This window comes from Nocardioides mangrovi (assembly GCF_020073815.1).
In the GTDB taxonomy this organism is placed as follows: domain Bacteria; phylum Actinomycetota; class Actinomycetes; order Propionibacteriales; family Nocardioidaceae; genus Nocardioides; species Nocardioides mangrovi.
The window spans coordinates 828,986-843,815 of record NZ_JAIQZJ010000001.1 but is presented as its reverse complement, the minus strand read 5'-3'; the positions used below and the strand labels follow the sequence as shown (position 1 = coordinate 843,815).

Here is a 14,830-nt window from a genome sequence, read left to right as displayed (position 1 = left end):
TGACACTCAGGGATTCTGACGGGGACTGTCCGTGGGCTCCTCTAGCCTCACTGCATGCCCCGGGAGTCGATGTCCGTCGCGCAGGCGCGTCGTACGGCGCTCGCCGCCCAGGGCTTCCTCGACAAGCCCCACGCCGAGCCGACGATGCGCACCCTGCAGCGCACCCTCGAGCGCACCGGGGTGCTCCAGGTCGACTCGGTCAACGTCCTCCAGCGCGCCCACTACATGCCGCTCTACTCGCGGATGGGCCCCTACGACCCCGAGCTGCTGCGCCGCGCCTCGGAGCGACGCCCGCGCCGGATGGTCGAGTACTGGGCGCACGTCCAGGCCTTCATGCCGGTCGAGCTCTGGCCGGTGATGCAGCACCGCATGGAGGACTACCGCGCCAAGCGGGGCAAGTGGGGCTTCGTCGCCGCGACCGAGGAGGTGATCGCGCTGGAGAAGAGCCTGCTCGCCGAGATCGCCGACCGCGGCGCCTCGACCGCGCGCGACCTCGATGACGGCCTGCCGCGGGAGAAGGACAACTGGGGCTGGAACTGGTCCGAGACCCGCCGCGTCCTCGACTACCTCTACACCTCCGGCCAGGTGGCGATCGCGGGCCGCAACAGCCAGTTCGAGATCCGCTACGACCTGCCCGAGCGGGTGATCCCGCCGGCCGTCCTCGCGCTGCCGACGCCCACCCGCGCGGAGGCCGGCCGCGAGCTGGTCCGCCGGGCCGCCCGCTCCCACGGAGTCGCGACGATCCAGGACCTGCGCGACTACTACCGCATGGAGGTCGCCGACACCGCGACCGCCGTCGCCGAGCTCGTCGAGGAGGGCGAGCTGCTCCCCGTGCAGGTGGCCGGGTGGAAGCGCCCCGCCTACCTCCACCGCGACGCCCGCCTCCCGCGCCGGGTCGACGCCCGGGCGCTGCTCAGCCCCTTCGACCCCGTCGTGTGGGAGCGGGCGCGCACCGAGTCGCTCTTCGACTTCCACTACCGCATCGAGATCTACGTGCCGGCCGAGCTGCGGGTGCACGGCTACTACGTGCTGCCCTTCCTCCTCGGCGACCGCATCGTCGCGCGCGTCGACCTCAAGGCCGACCGGCAGTTCGACGCCGGGGCGGGGCGGCTGGTGGTCAAGGGCGCGTACGCCGAGCCGGGTGCTCCCGGTGAGACCGCCGAGGAGCTGTCGGCCGAGCTGCGTCGGCTCGCCGACTGGCTGGGCCTCGCCTCGATCACGGTCGAGCCGCGCGGCGACCTGGCGCCCCTGCTCCGTCCCTGATCGCCGCCTCCAGCGCGTCGGCGCCGGCCGCGACCGCGTCGGTCGCCCGGATCGCCGCCCCAAGTCGGGCCGCTGCCCCGCGGTGCGGTCCGTCGGCGAGCAGGGCGGCGAGCGCGGCGCGCAGCTGGGCGGGAGCGGCCTTCGGGGAGATCGTCGCGCCGGCGCCGGCGGCCTGGATGCTGCGCCCCATCACCCGGTGGTCCGACTTCGGGTCGAGCGGGACCACGAGGACCGGCACGTCGTGGGCCAGCGCGGCCATGGTCGAGCCGTGCCCACCGTGGGTCACGAGCACCGACGCATCCGGCAGCACCTCGGCGTGCGGCAGCCAGCGATGCACCTCCACACCCGGGCGGTCCCGCAGGTCGTCGGGGGAGACGACCGGCCCGGTCGAGACGAGGACGCGGGCGTCCAGCCCCTCGGTCGCGTCGACCAGCCGCTGGAGCACCCGCGCCATCCCGCCGTACCCGAAGGTGCTGAGGCTGATCACGACCGTGGGCTCGGCCCCGACCCGGGGTGACCAGTCGACCACCGGGCCGACCTGACGCAGGTTCGGCGCCGAGGTCGGGTCCAGCTCGGGGAGCGTGGTCAGCACCCGTACGGCCGCCGCGTCGAGCGCGGCACGGGGCGCGAGCCGGCGCAGCCGGAGGTTGAGGCCCATCGGGCCGCCGAGGATCCCGGACCGGTAGGCCGCGTCGTACATGTGCTCGAGGACGGCGTACCGCAGCCCGGCGCGGCGCGCGGCGTCCATCGCGCCGAAGGCGAGGGCGTCGACGACCACCAGGTCGGCGGGGCGGTCGGCGACGGCGCCGAGGAGGTCCCGGCCGGTGCCCCGGTCGGCGAAGGTGCCGAGCATCCGCAGCGCGGAGTAGTCGCGCGCGGAGTCGAAGGGACGCAGGTGGTGCGAGGGGACCACGTCGAGGCCCGTCGCGGCCAGCGTCGCGGTCTGGGTCGGGTGGCCGAGGAAGCGGACGGAGTGGCCCCGGCCGACCAGCTCGTGGGCGAGCGCGACGGCGGGCGGCACGTTGCCGCCGCCGTCCCAGGTGACGAAGAGGACGTCGGACATGGGTGCTCCCGGTGACAGGTGGGATCAGTGGGCGAGCAGGGCGCGGACGAGGGTGTCGACGCGCTCGTGGGTGGTGGCGAGGTCGAGCCCGCGGTCGCGGCGCAGCTGCTTCCACGTGTAGACGTCGGTCGCGACGGCGAGGAGGTCGAGGAGCTCCTCGCGCGCCCGGTCGTGGGAGGGCAGGAAGGGGGCGAAGGCGCTCGCGACCCAGGCGCGGTGGAACTCCCGGCCGCGGTCGGTGACCTCGCGGGTCACCGCGTCCTCGTGCTCCTCGGCGAGCATCAGGAGCACCGCGTCGCCGCGCAGCTCGTAGTGGTCGAGCACGGTGCGGATCGCGGCGTCGATGTCGCCGACGGGGGTACGCCGCTCCTCGGCGACGATCGCGACGGCGTGCTGCCGGACCGCCTCGACCAGGCCGGCCCGGCTCTCGAACCGGCGCAGCAGCGTCTGCACGCTCACCCCGGCCGCCGCGGCCACCGCGTCGAGGGTGATCGCGGAGACCGGCCGGGTCTCGGCCAGCGCCAGGGCGGCCTCGATGATCCGGGTCCGGGTCTGCTCGACGGCCTCGGCCCGGGCGGTCATGGTGTAGCGGCGCGTGGTTTTCATGTCAGTGCCCATTGACATCGATGCCGGATATTCGTGTCAATAGGCATTGACGCGAATGCCCAGGTCTGCCGATGGCGGTTAGGGCACGCTTCGGCCGCTGGGTAGAGTGGCGCCGCTCGACCATCCGCGGCTACTTCCAGGAAGTGGACACACGTGCCTGCCATTCTCGACAAGATCCTCCGCATCGGCGAAGGCAAGATCCTGCGCCAGCTCGAGGCCGTCGCGCAGGCGGTCAACGCCATCGAGGACGACTTCGTGGCGATGACCGACGAAGAGCTCCAGGGCATGACCGACGAGCTCCGCAAGCGGCACGAGGACGGCGAGTCCCTCGACGACCTGATGCCGGAGGCGTTCGCGACCGTCCGCGAGGCCGCCCGCCGGGTGATCGGCCTGCGTCCCTTCGACGTCCAGATCATGGGTGGCGCCGCGCTTCATCTTGGCAACATCGCCGAGATGAAGACCGGTGAGGGCAAGACCCTCGTCGCGGTCGCGCCGGCCTACCTCAACGCCCTGGCCGGCAAGGGCGTCCACGTCGTCACCGTCAACGACTACCTGGCCAAGTACCAGTCCGAGATGATGGGCCGCGTCCACCACTTCCTCGGCCTCACCGTCGGCGTGATCCTCCCGGAGATGCGTCCCGACGCCCGGCGCGCGGCGTACGACTGCGACATCACCTACGGCACCAACAACGAGCTCGGGTTCGACTACCTCCGCGACAACATGGCGGGCTCGATCGAGGAGTGCGTCCAGCGCGGCCACAACTTCGCGATCGTGGACGAGGTCGACTCGATCCTCATCGACGAGGCGCGCACCCCGCTCATCATCAGCGGCCCGACCCAGGACGACGTGGCCTGGTACGCCGAGTTCGCCAAGATCGCGCGCACCCTCGTCAAGGACGAGGACTACGAGGTCGACGAGAAGAAGCGCACCATCTCGGTGCTCGAGCCCGGCATCACCAAGGTCGAGGACCAGCTGGGCATCGACAACCTCTACGACTCGGTCAACACCCCGCTGATCTCCTTCATGAACAACTCCATCAAGGCCAAGGAGCTGTTCCGCAACGACAAGGAGTACGTCGTCATGAACGGCGAGGTGCTCATCGTCGACGAGCACACCGGCCGCATGCTGGCCGGCCGCCGCTACAACGACGGCCTCCACCAGGCCATCGAGGCCAAGGAGGGCGTGACCGTCCGCGAGGAGTACCAGACCCTCGCCACGATCACCCTCCAGAACTACTTCCGCATGTACGACAAGCTCTCCGGCATGACCGGTACGGCCATGACGGAGGCCTCGGAGTTCGACAAGATCTACGAGCTCGGCGTGGTCCCGATCCCGACCAACAGGCCGATGGCGCGCATCGACCAGCCCGACCTGGTCTACCGCACGGAGGAGGCCAAGTACGACGCGGTCGTCGACGACATCGCCGAGCGCCACGAGAAGGGCCAGCCGGTACTGGTCGGCACCGTGTCGGTCGAGAAGTCCGAGCACCTCTCGCAGAAGCTGCGCAAGCGCGGCATCCCGCACTCCGTGCTCAACGCGAAGGTCCACGCCGACGAGGCGAAGATCGTCGCGATGGCCGGCCACCGGGGCGCCGTCACGGTCGCGACCAACATGGCCGGTCGAGGCACCGACATCATGCTCGGCGGCTCGACCGAGTTCCTCGCCGACCAGGAGCTGCGCAAGCAGGGCCTCGAGCCGTCCGGCGAGACCGCCGAGCAGTACGACGAGGCCTGGCCCGCGATGCTCGAGCGGATCAAGGAGCAGGTCGCGACCGAGCACGACGAGGTCCGTGAGCTCGGCGGCCTCTACGTCGTGGGCACCGAGCGCCACGAGTCGCGGCGCATCGACAATCAGCTCCGCGGTCGTTCCGGCCGCCAGGGCGACCCGGGTGAGTCGCGCTTCTACCTGTCGCTGCAGGACGAGCTGATGCGGCTCTTCAAGTCCGACTGGGTCGACCGCGTGCTCCAGGTGCTGAAGATCCCGGACGACGTCCCGATCGAGAACAAGCGCGTCACCAGCGCCATCGCCAACGCGCAGGGCCAGGTGGAGTCGCAGAACTTCGAGTCCCGCAAGAACGTCCTCAAGTACGACGACGTCATGGACCGCCAGCGCAAGGTGATCTACGGCGAGCGCCGCGAGGTCCTCGAGGGCAAGGACCTCCAGGAACAGATCCGGACCTTCCTCGACGACACCGTCGAGGGCTACGTCCGCGGCGCGACGCAGGAGTTCTCCGAGGAGTGGGACCTCGACGCCCTGTGGACCGCGCTCGGCCAGATCTACCCGGTCGGCGTCGACCAGGAGAAGGTCATCGCCGACGCCGGCGGCCTCGACCACATCGACCAGCAGGAGCTCCTGGACCTCCTCAAGGAGGACGCCAACCTCGCCTACGACGCCCGCGAGGACGCCATCGGCGAGGTCGTGATGCGCGAGCTGGAGCGCCGGGTCGTGCTCTCCGTGCTGGACCGCAAGTGGCGCGAGCACCTCTACGAGATGGACTACCTCCGCGAGGGCATCTACCTGCGCGCCTACTCCCAGCGCGACCCGCTGGTCGAGTACCAGCGCGAGGGCTTCGACATGTTCGCCGCGATGATGGACGGCATCAAGGAGGAGTCGGTCGGCTTCCTCTTCAACCTCGACGTCCAGGTGGAGGTTGAGGAGGAGGAGATCGAGGAGGACGAGGTCGAGGAGCCCATGGCCCGCCACCTCCCCTCGGCCGAGCAGCCGAGCATCAAGGCCAAGGGCCTGGAGGTGCCGAAGCAGCCGCAGAACCTCTCCTACTCCGCCCCGTCGGAGGACGGCGAGGCCGCGGTCACGGCCACCTCGGTCGCCGCCGAGGACGAGTTCGCCGGCACCGGTCGCAACGACAAGTGCCCCTGCGGCTCGGGCAAGAAGTACAAGCAGTGCCACGGCCGCCCCGGCGGCCCGACCGGCCTCACGGCGCGCGTCTCCTAGCCGCGACGACTCGTTGGTCGAGTAGCGAGCGCCAGCGAGCGTATCGAGACCTCTGAGACTCAACAGACGGCGGCGATCTCCGGATCACCGCCGTCTGTCGTCTCACCGGGTCTCGATACACCGCGTCGCGACCTCGCAGGCTCGGTCGCGGCGGCACTCGACCTGGTAGGCCGCGTGCCGACGAGCTCCGCTCGTCGACGCTGCCTACGCAAACTCCAGCGCCGTGCAGCACCAACGGCGCTCGCCGGGGTGCTCCGGCTCCAGGCCGACCCAGCGGCCGGTGGAGCGGGCCGCGAGCCGCTCGAAGCGGGCGGCGAGGGCGCGGGAGCGGTCGCCGTACCGCACCCGGACGCTGACCTCGACGACGTCGCCGGAGATGAAGCAGGTGCGGACGCCCTGCACCCGCGGCCGGACCGGCTGCACCCGCCCCTGACCGGGCTGGTGCCGCCCGGCGTGCGCGACCAGCCGCGCCCGGCGGTCGAGGTCCTCGAAGACGTCGCGGCTGCTCCAGCGCAGCAGCTGGCTGACCGGACGGTCACCACCGACGATCTCGACGGCCGCCTGCGCGTAGCGGTGCACCCACTGCTCGGCCTCCCCGCGGGTCCGGGAGCCGATGTCGATCACGTCCGCCGAGCGGCGGCCCTCGTGGCGCCGGAGCTCGGGCGGGTCCTGGCGCGGCTGCAGGTCGAGGGCGAGGGTGCCCTGGACGCTGCTGACCGGGACCGGTCGCGGCACCGGGAGCGGGATCACCGTGGACTGGGACATCGTGGTTACCTCCGGGACGGGCGGTCAGGCGTGGGCAGCCGCAACCGCTGGGCGGGACGGATCAGGTCGGGGTCGGGGCCGATCTCGGCCCGGTTGAGGCGGTAGATCTCGCGCCAGTGGGCGTCCACGGCGGCGTCGCCGGCGCCCGGTCCGAGGTCCGCCGCGGCGATCGACCAGAGCGAGTCGCCGGCCGTGACCCGGACGCCGGTGGCGGGCGTGCTCCGGGGTGCCCGGTGCATCCGGCCGAGGGTCAGGACCGCACCGCCCGGGAGCCCGCCGAGGGCTCGGTCGGGGTAGGGCAGCCCGGTGATCGGGGCGTGGTCCTCGTGCGGGGCGCCCGGGGTGGCGTCGGCGGGCGTGACCGCGCCGGCCACGAGGGCGACCCCGCAGGCGGCGAGCACGACCCGGCGGACCGGGGCCGGTACGCCGCGGACCGTGGTGCGGCCGCGCACGGCGGCGATCGCGATCACGCACGTGGTCAGCCACAGCCAGGCGGTGGCGAGGAGCGCGACCGCGGCGCAGGCGGCGACCAATGCACCGTCGGGCGTGGCTCGCGCCCCGAGCAGGCCCGGGCCGGCCACCACCACGATCGTCGCGGCGGCCGCGCTCGCGGCACCGACGACGGCGAGTGCACGGGGGAGCGTGGGTCCGGTCAAGGTCATGGCCCGAGATACCAATCCTTGTGTTTGCGTCTGTTTGCATCAGGAAACGCTTGTTCAACGACGATGTCAACCGCTTGTGCACAGCCACGTCGTGACCAGCGCCGCACCTTGGACCGGCTGCTTGGATGGGTCGGGTTGATCGATCGGGGTGCTGGGACCAGCCACACGCAGGAGACGAGATGCCGTCCTCGGGTCGTCCTCCGGCGCTCACGCGCCGCAGCCTGTTGTGGGGTGCCGCCGGCAGCGCGACCGGCGCCGGCCTGCTGGCCGCGGCCGCCGGCTACGCCACCGCGACCGGGTCCGGGCACCGACGGGCCGCCGCCCCCACGCCCAACGTGCTGTGGATCATCACCGACGACCAGACCCGGCGGATGCTCAAGCTGATGCCGCGGACGATGGACGGCCTGGTGGCCCGCGGCACCAACTTCGTCAACGGCTACGTGGCCGTGCCGTGGTGCGGCCCGTCGCGGGCCACGATGCTCACCGGCATGTACGCGCACAACCACGGGGTGGTCTCCAACGACACCCTGCCGCTCTTCCTCCACAAGGGCCTCGATCACGACACCGTGGCCACCCGGATGGCGGCCGCCGGCTACACCAACGGCTACTTCGGGAAGTACCTCAACGGCCACGGCAAGGAGCCGTCGTACGTCGCGCCCGGCTGGTCCCGCTGGGTCACCACCCTCGACCACGTCGACGCGGTCAACGTCGACGGGGAGGTGCGCCCGCAGGAGGTGCATCGCGGTGCGGCCCCCGACCACCTGGCCGCGCGCCAGTGCCGGGTCTTCCTGCGCGACCACGCCGCCGAGCCGTGGTTCGCGGTGTTCGCGCCGACCAGCCCGCACGACCCCTACCGCCCGAGCCGTCGGCACCGGCACGACTTCGACGACGTGGTGTGGGACCCGCCGGCCTTCAACGAGGCCGACATGAGCGACAAGCCCGCGTTCCTCCAGTCGCTGCCGCCGCAGGACCTGCTCACGATGCGGCGGATCTACGAGGGCAAGCTCGAGGAGCTGCAGGACCTCGACGACCAGGTCGACCGGCTCCTGCAGACGCTCGCCGACACGGGGCAGCTCGATCGCACCGTGATCATGCTGGTCTCCGACAACGGCTACCTGCTCGGCGAGCACCGGCTCTTCCAGAAGAAGCAGCCCTACGAGGAGTCCACGGGCGTCCCGTTCGTGGTGAGCGGCCCCGGCGTACCGGCCGGGGAGTCGACCGCACTGGTCAGCACCGCCGACCTGATGCCGACGACGCTCGCGCTGGCCGGCCTCGATCCCGACGCGGGCCGTGCCCTCGACGGGAGGTCGATGCTCGACGGCCTGCGCTCCGGCAGCTGGGCGGGCTGGCGCCGGCGCCTCTACTCCGAGAACCCCAAGCTCGGCTGGTCGATGCTCCGGCAGGACAGCTTCGCCTTCATCGACTGGTACGCCGAGGGCGGGGCGGTCGAGCTCTACGACCTCGACGACGACCCGTACCAGATGCGCTCCGTCGCCGGCGAGGTCGACGTCACCGGCTACCGGGACGTGACGGATGCCCTGCGCGACGCCGCGGGACGCTCGCTGCGGGCACTCGAGGTGTAGGGCGCGGCTCCAGGCGCCCCGGTACGGTGCTGCGCGTGACCTGGGAGGAAGAGCTCTTCGCGCTCCTCGACGACCTCGAGGGACAGGCGGAGGCGCTCTACGACGCCGAGCGGGAGGCCGAGCTGGCCGACCGGAGCCGGGCGGAGTACCAGCAGGTCACCCTGGCGGGCCGGCTCGCGGCCACGGTCGGTGCGGAGGTCGCGCTCGACGTGCTCGGTGTCGGCGTCGTGACCGGGGTGCTCGAGCGCGTCGCGACCGGATGGTGCCTGGTCGGCGGCGCGGGTCAGGACTGGGTGGTCCGGCTCGACGCCGTCGCCGCCGTCCACGGCGCCTCGCCCCGGGCGCTCCCCGAGGTCGCCTGGTCGCCGCTGGCCCGGCTCGGGCTCGGCGCCGCGCTCCGGCGGGTCGCCGACGCGGGCGACCGGTGCGTCGTCCACCTGGTCGACGGGCGCCGCCACGACGGTCGGGTCCACCGGGTCGGCGCGGACTTCGCCGAGCTGGTCGTGGGGGAGGGCCGCGAGGTCCTCGTCGCGTTCGCCACCCTCGCCGCGGTGCAACGGCGGGACTGAGCGCCAGGACCTAGGTCGCGTCGTCGTCGTACGGCGGCCGCTCGCCCTCGCCGAGGGGCCGCTGGCCCCTCCGGGCACGCCGGGCGGGGGCCTCGTCCTCGTCGTCCTCCGCCATCGCCTCGGCGATGTGCTTGCGGACGATCTCCCGCGGGTCCAGGTCGCGCAGCTCGAGGTCGGCGAACTCCGGACCGAGCTCGGCGCGCAGCTCGTCACGAGCCGCGTTGGCCATCGAGCGCGCCTGCCGCATGAGTCGCCCCGCCTGCCGCGCGAGGTCGGGCAGCTTGTCGGGACCGAAGACCATCACGGCGACCACGAGGATCACCGCGAGCTCCGGTAGGCCGATCCCGAACACGCTGCAGAACCTACTGCGTCAGAACTTGCTCGTGGGCGTCAGGCCCAGCTGCATGCCGGCGAGCCCGCGGCCGCGGCCCGCGAGACGGGTCGCGATCGCGGTGAGCGCGACGGCTCCGGGGGCCGTGGGGTCGGCGTCGACGATCGGCTTGCCGACGTCGCCGCCCTCGCGCAGCGAGGTGTCCAGCGGGATCTCGCCGAGCACGGGCACGTCGTACCCGAAGCGCTGCGACAGCGTCTCGGCGACCCGCGCGCCGCCGCCGGAGCCGAAGATCTCCAGCCGGTGGTCGGTGCCATCGGCGGCGCAGTGCGGGCACGGGAGGTAGCTCATGTTCTCGACGACGCCGACCACGCGCTGGTGCATCATCGAGGCCATCGTGCCGGCCCGCTCGGCGACCTCCGCGGCAGCCTCCTGCGGGGTGGTCACCACGACCACCTCGGCGCCCGGCAGGTGCTGGCCGAGCGAGATCGCGATGTCGCCGGTGCCCGGCGGCAGGTCGAGGAGCAGCGCGTCGAGGTCGCCCCAGTAGACGTCGGCGAGCATCTGCACGAGCGCCCGGTCGAGCATCGGGCCGCGCCAGGCGACGACCTGGTCGCGGCGGGGCTTCAGCATCCCGATCGAGATCACCGAGACGCCGCTGGCGGTCGGGACCGGCATGATCAGGTCGTCGACCTGGGTCGGGCGCTGGTCGGCGACGCCGAGCATGGCCGGGACCGAGTGGCCGTAGATGTCCGCGTCGACGACGCCGACCTTGAGGCCCTGCCCGGCCAGTGCCAGGGCGAGGTTGACGGTCACCGAGGACTTGCCGACGCCGCCCTTGCCGCTGGCGATCGCGTAGACCTTGGTGAGCGACCCGGGCTGGGCGAACGGGATCTCGCGCTGCGCCTTGCCGTCGCTGAGGATGTCCTTGAGGCCGGCGCGCTGCTCGGCGGTCATCACGCCCAGCGACAGGTCGACGTCGGTCACGCCGGCGACGCCCGCGACGGCGGCGGTCACGTCGCGGTTGATGGTGTCCTTGAGCGGGCAGCCGGCCACGGTCAGCAGGACGGTCAGCCGGACCACGCCGGCGTCGTCGACCTCGACGGACTCGACCATCCCGAGCTCGGTGATCGGACGCTTGATCTCGGGGTCCTGGACGGTCGCGAGGGCCGCCTGGACGTGCTCGAGGGTGGTGGTGCTCATGATCGCCGAGTCTACGGTGGGGTCAGGCGCCGGCCACGCCGGCGTCGTCATCCTCCGCGTGACCCTTCACACTCTCCAGCGCCCGCTCGTCCAGGTCGGCGAGCAGCGAGCGCAGCTCGGAGCGCAGGAAGTCGCGGGTCGCGACCTCGCCGACGGCCATCCGCAGCGAGGCGACCTCGCGGGCCAGGAACTCCATGTCGGCGTGCGCCCGCGCGTTGGCCTGCCGGTCCTGCTCGGCGACGACCTTGTCGCGCTGCTCCTGCCGGTTCTGGGCGAGCAGGATCAGCGGCGCGGCGTACGACGCCTGCAGGCTCAGCACCAGCGTCAGGAAGATGAACGGGTAGTCGTCGAAGCGCATCGAGCGCGGCGCCACGATGTTCCAGACGACCCAGAAGACGACGACCGCGGTCATCCACATGAGGAACCGCGCGGTCCCCATGTAGCGGGCGAAGCCCTCGGCGAAGACCCCGAACGTGTCGGAGTTGTACGACGGGCGGCGGACCAGCGGCTTGCGCTTGAGGTCCTTCGGGGTGTCGAGGCGCGGCGAGCGGTCGCTCATGACACGTCCTCGTGGTGCCGGACGGCCCGGTCACGCCAGCCCTCGGGCAGCATGTGGTCGAGGAGGTCGTCGACGGTCACGGCGCCCAGCAGGTGCCCGGCCTCGTCGACCACCGGCGCCGCCACCAGGTTGTAGGTGGCCAGGTGGGCCGCGACCTCGTCGATGGTCGCCTCCGGGCGCAGCCACTCCATCGAGTCGTCGAGGGCGCCCGCGACCAGGGTCGAGGGGGGCTCGCGCAGCAGCCGCTGGATGTGGGCGACCCCGAGCAGCTTGCCGGTCGGCGGCTCGAGCGGCTGGCGGCACACGTAGACCAGTGCCGCGAGCGCCGGGGTCAGCTCCGGGTTGCGCACGTGGGCGAGCGCGTCGGCGATGGTGGCGTCCGGGCCGAGGATCACCGGCTCGGGCGTCATCATCGCGCCGGCGGTGTTCTCGACGTAGGACAGCAGGCGCCGGACGTCCTCTGCCTCCTCGGGCTCCATCAGCTCCAGGAGCGCCTCGGCGGTCTCCGGCGGCAGGTCCGCGATCAGGTCGGCCGCGTCGTCGGGGGACATCTCCTCGAGGACGTCGGCGGCCCGCTCGGAGTCGAGGTGCTCGAGGATCTCGACCTGGTCCTCCTCGGGCAGCTCCTCGAGGACGTCGGCGAGGCGCTCGTCGTCGAGGGCGGCGACGACCGCCGTACGACGCTCGGGCGGCAGGTCGTGGATCATGTTCGCCGCGTCGGCCGGGCGCATCTCGTTGAGCGCGGCGACCAGGTGGGTGGCGCCCTGCGCCTCCTCGCGCCGGCTGAGCCCGTCGACGTCGCGCCACTCCACGACGTGGGACTGGCCGCGGCGGCGCAGCCCCTTCGCGGGCTCCTGGACCGCGACCCGCGAGAGCACCCAGTCGCGGTTGCGCGCCTGCTCCATCGCGACGTCGTAGACGGTGCCCGTGACACCGGTGCCGCGGATGGTGACCGTGCGGTCGAGCATCTGCCCGATCACCAGGGTCTCGGTCGGCCGCTGCTCGAAGCGGCGCATGTTGAGCAGCCCGGTCGTGTAGACCTGGCCGCTGTCGATGTTGGTCACCCGGGTCATCGGCACGAAGATCCGGCGCCGCCCGAACACCTCGGCGACCAGGCCGAGCACGCGCGGCTGGTGGACCTCCGAGCGCACCGCCACGACCAGGTCGCGGACCTTGCCCACCTGGTCGCCCTGGGGGTCGAAGATCGGCAGCCCGACGAGACGGGCCGCGAAGACGCGGGCAGGGGTGGTGCTCACGTCCGGACACGCTACCGGCGAACCTGTGAGTACACCGTCGATGCCCGTTCCGACACCCGTGGCGACCTATACTCCACGCATGTTCGCCTCTCGTTCGCCTCGTCGGCGCCTGCCCGTGCTCCTCGGCACGGCCGCGCTCGGCATCGCGCTCGGAGGCGGCCTCGCCGGCTGTGGCGACGAGACCTCGGACTCCGACGGCACCGCCGCGGACCCCACCGTGTCGGCGACCGACTCGGCGACCGACTCGGCGACCGACTCCGCCTCGCCGTCCACCACCGCACCCGCGGACGCGCCCACCTGCGGCGACACGTGGACCGAGGACGGCTCGCTGCCGCGGTCCTACCGCGGGTGTGTCGAGGACGACGGCACCTACGTGAAGGTGCACGGCCTCGGCTGCTCGTCGGGCCAGCGTCTCGTCACCTACGACGACCGCTACTACGGCGTGCCCGGCGGGACCATCCACATGACGACGGTGTCGCTCCTCAAGGACCACGACTACCGCGCGGCGCTGCGCAGGTGCCGCGCCTGAGCACCATCAGCCGCCGCGCGACCGACCCCGGTCCGTGGCGCGCCCCGACAGAGCGACACGACCCCGAACCGATGAGGAGCCCCATGCGCGCGGCCAGACTTCTAGCCCTGCTGGTCACGATCGGCCTCCTCGCGCTACCGATGACCGCCTCGCCGGCGTCGGCGACCCCGGACCACTTCACGCCGCACGCCGGGCCGACGTTCAACAGCCCGATCGGCAACACCCAGACGCGCCGGACGATCTTCCGCAAGATCCTCCGCTCGGTGAACTCCGCCCCGCACGGCAGCCGGATCCACTTCTTCACCTGGAACTTCCTGACGCGCGAGGGCACCGACGCGCTGCTGCGCGCCCAGAGCCGCGGCGTCACGGTCCGGATCATCATGGACGCGAAGAACAACTCCGACGAGGTCCCCAACCAGCCGTTCCGTCGGCTGAAGAACGGCCTGCGCAAGGGCAACAAGGGCATCGACAGGAAGTCCAACCTCAGCTGGGCGCGCACCTGCCAGGGTTCGTGCCGTGGCAAGACCGGCTCGGCGCACGCGAAGTTCTTCCTCTTCTCGCAGGCCGGCAAGGCCCACAACGTGGCGATGCAGGGCTCGGCCAACCTCACCCTCGCGTCGACCAACAACCAGTGGAACGACATCTACACGACCGTCCGGAACAAGGACGTCTACAACTTCTGGCTCGCGCGGTTCCAGGAGGCTCAGCAGGACAAGCCGCTGAAGCGGCCGTTCGCCTCCGCGCGCTTCGGCGCCACGCGGCAGATCATGTTCCCGCTGGCCGGCAAGACGCGGAAGGGCAAGACCCCCAAGGACCCGGTGATGCAGCTGCTCAACCAGGTCACGTGCCGCCGCGCCACCAACACCGCCAACCACCGCACCACCCTCCGGATCGCGCCCGACGTGATCCGCAAGGAGCGCGGCATGCGGTTGGCTCAGAAGGTGCGCCAGCTCTGGCAGAACGGCTGCAACATCCACATCGGCTACACCGTCGTGGGCGTCGCGATCGGCAAGCTGCTGCGCAGCCAGAGCGGCCGCGGCCCGGTGCCGATGAAGCACCTGGTCCAGGACTTCAACGGTGACGGTGAGTTCGACAACTACTTCCACCTCAAGGCGATGTCGATCGTCGGGAACGTCGGTGGCGACCGGGGCAACTACGTCGTCCTCAACGGCTCCGCCAACTGGTCGGGCCTGGCGCGGTCCAGCGACGAGAACCTCGGCATCTACTGGAACAAGGCGCTGACGCTGCGCTACCAGGACCACCTCGACTACTGGTACGACAACTTCCCGAAGTCCGAGCCGTCCGACACCACCAGCAACGGCACGACCGGCGGCAACGGCACGACCACCGCGCGGCGCGGCGCGGTCGACGCCCAGGACACCGGCGACGAGCTGGTCTTCGGCAGCGGCAAGAACGCCGTGCTCGAGGACGGCACGCCGTACTCCACCACCGGCGTGAACCCCTACGCCCACATGGACTCGGACTGACC

Annotated in this window: 14 protein-coding genes; 6 read left to right on the top strand and 8 right to left on the bottom strand. The window is 71.8% G+C overall.

All coding sequences use genetic code 11. The annotated features are described in order from the left end of the window. Nucleotides 1-54: 54 nt before the first annotated feature. The gene (locus K8U61_RS04015; protein WP_224121673.1) at nucleotides 55-1,263 is read left to right on the top strand and encodes a winged helix-turn-helix domain-containing protein; all 1,209 of its coding nucleotides are present in this window, start codon (nucleotides 55-57) and stop codon (nucleotides 1,261-1,263) included. Here the strand turns inward: K8U61_RS04015 and K8U61_RS04010 are convergent. Both K8U61_RS04010 and K8U61_RS24810 read right to left on the bottom strand, forming a co-directional pair. Next, a complete protein-coding gene (locus K8U61_RS04010) occupies nucleotides 1,217-2,326 on the bottom strand; it encodes a glycosyltransferase (RefSeq protein ID WP_224121672.1) in 1,110 nt (369 codons plus the stop codon). The two genes, K8U61_RS04015 and K8U61_RS04010, sit on opposite strands and share 47 nt — an antisense overlap. Before the next feature lie 24 nt (nucleotides 2,327-2,350). Further along, nucleotides 2,351-2,932, bottom strand: a complete 582-nt coding sequence (locus K8U61_RS24810) for a TetR/AcrR family transcriptional regulator (protein WP_263426491.1) — start codon at nucleotides 2,930-2,932, stop codon at nucleotides 2,351-2,353. A gap of 153 nt (nucleotides 2,933-3,085) precedes the next feature. Between K8U61_RS24810 and secA the strand changes: the two genes are divergently transcribed. After that, entirely contained in the window at nucleotides 3,086-5,884 is a 2,799-nt protein-coding gene (secA, locus tag K8U61_RS04000; protein WP_224121671.1) for a preprotein translocase subunit SecA, read from the top strand. Nucleotides 5,885-6,088: 204 nt separating this feature from the next. Here secA and K8U61_RS03995 read toward each other — a convergent pair whose 3' ends face one another. Both K8U61_RS03995 and K8U61_RS03990 read right to left on the bottom strand, forming a co-directional pair. Then, entirely contained in the window at nucleotides 6,089-6,649 is a 561-nt protein-coding gene (locus tag K8U61_RS03995) for an Rv3235 family protein (RefSeq protein ID WP_224121670.1), read from the bottom strand. Nucleotides 6,650-6,654: 5 nt separating this feature from the next. Then, entirely contained in the window at nucleotides 6,655-7,311 is a 657-nt protein-coding gene (locus tag K8U61_RS03990) for a LysM peptidoglycan-binding domain-containing protein (protein WP_224121669.1), read from the bottom strand. Nucleotides 7,312-7,490: 179 nt separating this feature from the next. On the opposite strand from K8U61_RS03990, the gene K8U61_RS03985 reads away from it, so the two are divergent. Together K8U61_RS03985 and K8U61_RS03980 are read left to right on the top strand one after the other, a co-directional pair. Then, a complete protein-coding gene (locus K8U61_RS03985) occupies nucleotides 7,491-8,894 on the top strand; it encodes a sulfatase family protein (protein WP_224121668.1) in 1,404 nt (467 codons plus the stop codon). Nucleotides 8,895-8,929: 35 nt separating this feature from the next. Further along, nucleotides 8,930-9,463, top strand: a complete 534-nt coding sequence (locus K8U61_RS03980; protein WP_224121667.1) for a hypothetical protein — start codon at nucleotides 8,930-8,932, stop codon at nucleotides 9,461-9,463. Between the two features lie 10 nt (nucleotides 9,464-9,473). Here K8U61_RS03980 and K8U61_RS03975 read toward each other — a convergent pair whose 3' ends face one another. Genes K8U61_RS03975 through K8U61_RS03960 form a run of 4 tightly spaced genes read right to left on the bottom strand, consistent with a single transcriptional unit; the run spans nucleotide 9,474 to nucleotide 12,812 of the window. After that, nucleotides 9,474-9,815 carry a sec-independent translocase gene (locus tag K8U61_RS03975; protein ID WP_224121666.1) on the bottom strand — a complete coding sequence of 114 codons (342 nt, stop codon included), beginning with the start codon at nucleotides 9,813-9,815 and terminating at the stop codon, nucleotides 9,474-9,476. An 18-nt stretch (nucleotides 9,816-9,833) separates the two neighbouring features. Next, nucleotides 9,834-10,997, bottom strand: a complete 1,164-nt coding sequence (locus K8U61_RS03970) for an Mrp/NBP35 family ATP-binding protein (RefSeq protein ID WP_224121665.1) — start codon at nucleotides 10,995-10,997, stop codon at nucleotides 9,834-9,836. Between the two features lie 22 nt (nucleotides 10,998-11,019). Further along, complete coding sequence (locus K8U61_RS03965; RefSeq protein WP_224121664.1) at nucleotides 11,020-11,556, bottom strand: DUF1003 domain-containing protein; 537 nt, start codon at nucleotides 11,554-11,556, stop codon at nucleotides 11,020-11,022. Further along, nucleotides 11,553-12,812, bottom strand: coding sequence for a magnesium transporter MgtE N-terminal domain-containing protein (locus tag K8U61_RS03960; protein ID WP_224121663.1), 1,260 nt, complete (start codon nucleotides 12,810-12,812; stop codon nucleotides 11,553-11,555). Before K8U61_RS03960 ends, K8U61_RS03965 begins: the two co-directional genes overlap by 4 nt. A 79-nt stretch (nucleotides 12,813-12,891) precedes the next feature. Between K8U61_RS03960 and K8U61_RS03955 the strand changes: the two genes are divergently transcribed. Together K8U61_RS03955 and K8U61_RS03950 are read left to right on the top strand one after the other, a co-directional pair. Continuing rightward, the gene (locus K8U61_RS03955) at nucleotides 12,892-13,341 is read left to right on the top strand and encodes a hypothetical protein (protein ID WP_224121662.1); all 450 of its coding nucleotides are present in this window, start codon (nucleotides 12,892-12,894) and stop codon (nucleotides 13,339-13,341) included. A gap of 83 nt (nucleotides 13,342-13,424) precedes the next feature. After that, nucleotides 13,425-14,828 (top strand): phospholipase D-like domain-containing protein, encoded by a 1,404-nt coding sequence (locus K8U61_RS03950; RefSeq protein WP_224121661.1) that lies wholly within the window; start codon nucleotides 13,425-13,427, stop codon nucleotides 14,826-14,828. Nucleotides 14,829-14,830 lie beyond the last annotated feature (2 nt).

Excerpts from the sequence above, each read along its gene's own strand:
- K8U61_RS24810 (WP_263426491.1), bottom strand. The coding sequence starts at position 2,932 with ATGAAAACCACGCGCCGCTACACCATGACCGCCCGGGCCGAGGCCGTC.
- K8U61_RS04015 (WP_224121673.1), top strand. The coding sequence starts at position 55 with ATGCCCCGGGAGTCGATGTCCGTCGCGCAGGCGCGTCGTACGGCGCTC.
- K8U61_RS03950 (WP_224121661.1), top strand. The coding sequence starts at position 13,425 with ATGCGCGCGGCCAGACTTCTAGCCCTGCTGGTCACGATCGGCCTCCTC.
- K8U61_RS03965 (WP_224121664.1), bottom strand. The coding sequence starts at position 11,556 with ATGAGCGACCGCTCGCCGCGCCTCGACACCCCGAAGGACCTCAAGCGC.
- K8U61_RS03970 (WP_224121665.1), bottom strand. The coding sequence starts at position 10,997 with ATGAGCACCACCACCCTCGAGCACGTCCAGGCGGCCCTCGCGACCGTC.
- K8U61_RS03985 (WP_224121668.1), top strand. The coding sequence starts at position 7,491 with ATGCCGTCCTCGGGTCGTCCTCCGGCGCTCACGCGCCGCAGCCTGTTG.
- K8U61_RS03990 (WP_224121669.1), bottom strand. The coding sequence starts at position 7,311 with ATGACCTTGACCGGACCCACGCTCCCCCGTGCACTCGCCGTCGTCGGT.
- K8U61_RS03955 (WP_224121662.1), top strand. The coding sequence starts at position 12,892 with ATGTTCGCCTCTCGTTCGCCTCGTCGGCGCCTGCCCGTGCTCCTCGGC.
- K8U61_RS03995 (WP_224121670.1), bottom strand. The coding sequence starts at position 6,649 with ATGTCCCAGTCCACGGTGATCCCGCTCCCGGTGCCGCGACCGGTCCCG.
- K8U61_RS04010 (WP_224121672.1), bottom strand. The coding sequence starts at position 2,326 with ATGTCCGACGTCCTCTTCGTCACCTGGGACGGCGGCGGCAACGTGCCG.